The sequence below is a fragment of the uncultured Amaricoccus sp. genome, from assembly GCF_937858865.1.
Classification (GTDB): Bacteria; Pseudomonadota; Alphaproteobacteria; order Rhodobacterales; family Rhodobacteraceae; genus Amaricoccus.
In genome coordinates this window covers 1-3,511 of record NZ_CALLYO010000031.1, presented here as the reverse complement: position 1 = coordinate 3,511, position 3,511 = coordinate 1, and the positions used below count along the sequence as shown (strand labels likewise).

3 protein-coding genes are annotated in these 3,511 nt (G+C 69.3%); all 3 read right to left on the bottom strand.

What is annotated here, in order from left to right:
- On the bottom strand, window positions 1–208 hold a 208-nt coding region (locus Q0112_RS00840; RefSeq protein WP_297970245.1), incomplete at its 3' end, for a dTDP-4-dehydrorhamnose 3,5-epimerase family protein.
- Between the two features lie 253 nt (window positions 209–461).
- Window positions 462–2,003: a GMC oxidoreductase gene (locus Q0112_RS00835; protein ID WP_297970243.1), complete on the bottom strand. Its 1,542-nt coding sequence runs from the start codon at window positions 2,001–2,003 to the stop codon at window positions 462–464.
- Window positions 2,004–2,197: 194 nt separating this feature from the next.
- Window positions 2,198–3,511: MBOAT family protein (locus Q0112_RS00830; RefSeq protein ID WP_297970241.1), on the bottom strand; the 1,314-nt coding region annotated here is incomplete at its 5' end.

The following is a 3,511-nucleotide window of genomic DNA, read 5'->3' as shown; positions in this document are numbered from 1 at the left end:
CGCCGTGCGGCGCGGTCTGGAAGTGCATGCCGCGGACGGTGCCCTTGCGGCGGTTATAGGAATGGTTGCCCTGCACGAACTCGGTGACGAGACCGTGGTCGGCGAACTCCTTCACGCAGAAGGTGCGGGCGAAGAAGCCGCGTGAATCCTCGTTGCGCTGCATGTCGATGACCATCGCGTCGGCGAGACTCGTCCTGCTGAACTGCATACTCCACTCCAAATTGGCCTGGGGCCGCCGATTCGGCCCGTGCGGGCATGCTGCGCGACCGCGGATCGCAGGTCGAGGCCAGCCGGCGGATCCAATTCCCTTGCGGTTACAGCGAATTGGAGAAGGGCGTATCGGTTGCCCGACGGCGGGCGCCGGAACCACGCCGTCGGCGAGGTGCATCGCCGCGGCGCCGAACCGATTTCCCGGCAGAGGCGAGGTCGGGGGAGCGGGAACAGCCCGACGACGATCGCGATCAGTCGCTGATGATCCCGCCGGGACCCGGCAGGCTGTCCGCGAGATGATCGCCGAGCCGGAGCGCGAGCTGCACGATCGTATAGGTCGGGGTGGCGAAGCCGGGGGCGGAGAAGACGCTGGAGCCGCCCACATAGAGGTTCGCCGTGCCGTGCACCCGGCAGTTGCGGTCGACCACGCCCTCGCGCGGATCGTCGGCCATGCGGGTGGTGCACATGTGGTGATAGGAGCCCTCCCAGGCCCTGCCGGGCGGATCCGGCAGGGCTACGGGCTCGGCCAGGAGCCAGTCCCGCACCCGCAGCCGCCCGATGTCCTGCTCGGCGAAATGCGCTCCGAGTGCGAGCGTGGCGGCCTGCACGGTGCGGCGGTCGACCTCGGCCATCCGCCAGTCGAGGCGGATGCGCCGGAGCCCGAAGTCGTCGGTGGCGTCGGCGAGCGTGACGCGGCTGTCGCGGTCGAGCAGTTGCTCGGTGTACATGATGACCGAGCCGACGGGCGCGCGGCCGGGATCGCGGCGGATGCCGTATTCGGCCAGCCCGCCCCAGCGGCAGACCTGCCTCCGCCCGAGCACCCGCTCGGCCAGGCGCTCGGTGAAGGGCGTGGCGCAGACCGCGGCTGCCCGGAGTGCGGCGCCCCGGGAGGCCGCGGGCGGAGCGTGCACCAACACGCGCATGGTGAAGTTGAGCACCTGCTCGCGCAGCATGAAATCGAGCGTGGGCGAGAAATGGTCCGACCCGAACTCGGGCGGGCGGGCGAAGAGGACCTCGGCGACCTCGTATTTCGGATGCTCGCAGAAATAGCGGCCGACCAGGTCATGGTCGTTGCCGATGCCGTTCGGCTTCTGGCCGGTGAAGTTCAGCAGCATGCGCGGGCTCTCCAGCCCGCCGAGGCAGAGGCAGTAGGCCCGCGCCCGGACCGTGAAGCCCGAATCGTCCGCCGCGCGGGAGCGGAACACCGCGCCCTCTACCGTGGCGAGGTCGTCTCCCAGACGCAGGTCGACCAGGTTGGCGTTGAGGCAGGCGGTGATCCGGTCCGATGCGGCGATCTCGTCGCGATAGTTCTCGCCGAAGCGCACCGGACTCTGCCGTAGCTGGATGTTGCGCAGGCGCGCCTCCGCCTGCGTCATCGGCAGATCCGGGCCTTCCCGCTCGGGCTCGAGACCGAGCACCTCCGAGGCGGCCGGCTGGTAGGGGTCGAGGTCGGCCTTGCCGATCGGCCAGCCGTAGGGGCGGTGCGGCAGCGACTCGAAGTCATGGGCATCGAGCGCGCGGCACCAGCCGGCCCAGTGACCCGAGGTGCCGCCGAGCATGCGCAGGCGTGCCACATCGAGGTCGAAATAGGGTAGCCCTACGATCTCGCCCTGATACCGATCCTGCGATTCGGGCGAGATCTCGAGCCCGCCCGCCTCCATGAGCGCCACCTTGAGCCCCCGGGCGGCGAGCCGGCGCGCCAGGGTCATGCCGGCGGGGCCCGAACCAATGACGCAGACGTTGAAGGGGGACGCGAGCCGGCTGCGGTCCGCGGTGGCGGCGTCAAGCAGCATCGATAACGAGTGCCCGCCGATCCGCGGCGGTCAGGTTCCGGCCCTCGACCGGGAAGAGCCTGTCATGGCACAGGACCCGCAGCCCCGGCATTGCCCGCGCCCACGGCACACCCCGAGCACCGCGGCAGTGAGGAAGCTGCGTCTGTCCATCGCCGAACACTCCTTTCAATCGGACCAAGCTCTGCGGTTCGCGGCTAGAACTGCCAGTACAGAAACTCGCTCTTGCCGGTGAGCCGGATCATCGACACCGCGGCGATGGCGGCGAAGAGCACCATCCAGGCGACGGTCGGGCGCCAGGCGAGCGGGCGGCGCAGCGCCGCGGGCAGCACCCCCGGCATCTCCGCCGGGCGCTTCGGCGTGTAGAGCACCGGCTCGTAGGCCGCGAGGATCTGTACCGAGTTCGGCAGGAGCAGCGCGATCGCGAGGAGCGCCAAGAGGGTGGTGGCGGCGGTGACGAAGGCATGCGCCGGAACCACGCCGTCGACGAGGTGCATCGCCGCCGCGCCGAACCGACTTCCCGGCAGCCCGATCCCGTGCAGGCCGGCCATGCCGCCGAGGACGTTGCCGGCCGAGGCGAGGTCGGGGGCGCGGAACAGCACCATGGCGACGACGACCGCGAGGAAGGTCAGCGCGAAGCCCGCGAACTGCCCCACCGGTCCCGGCTCCCTGTCAGGGCCTGCGACCGCCGGTCGCGGCCCGTACTGCCGCCAGAGGTGATTCAGGACGATATAGACCCCGTGCAGCAGGCCCCAGAGGATGAAGGTGTAGCCCGCCCCGTGCCAGAGCCCGGAGATCAGCATGGTGGTGATGGTCGGGAAGGCGAGCACGTGCAGGAAGGCGAGCGGGTGGGAATCGCGGGCGCGCAGCATCGGCTGGCGCCGCGCCGCCCGCGCCCTCGTCAGCGCCAGCGCCATCGGGTTGTAGACGTAGGCGGTGAGGAAGCGGGTCAGCGTGATGTGCCAGCGCAGCCAGAAGTCGATGATGCTCGTCGCCTTCAGGGGCGAATCGAAGTTGATCGGCAGGCGGATGCCGAAGAAGAGCGCCGCCCCGCAGGCCATGTCGGAATAGCCGGAGAAGTCGAAGTAGATCTGCAGCGTGAAGCCGACCGCCGCCAGCCAGGACTGCAGGAAGGTCGCCTCGGCGCCGGAGGCGGCATAGGCGAAGACCGGGGTCACATGCTCGGCCATGCCGTCGGCGAGCACCACCTTCTTGAAGAGCCCGAAGCAGAAGAGCGTGATGCCGACGGCAAAGAGCGTCTTGTCGAAGCGGCAGGTGGCGCGCTCGAACTGCGGGATCGTCTCGCCGTAGTGGATGATCGGCCCCGCGATCAGCTGCGGGAAGAACATTACGAAGAGCAGATAGTCGCGCAAGCTGAAGGACTTGATCCGCCCGCCGGCGACGTCGATCAGGAAGGCGATCTTCTGGAAGGTGATGAAGGAGATGCCGAGCGGCAGGATCACCTGCTTGAAGACGAAGTCCTGCCCGGAGAGGTCGTCCACCACCGAGAC

Bases quoted from the DNA above. Each gene is read 5' to 3' on its own strand.
- Q0112_RS00835 (WP_297970243.1), bottom strand. From the start codon at position 2,003: ATGCTGCTTGACGCCGCCACCGCGGACCGCAGCCGGCTCGCGTCCCCC.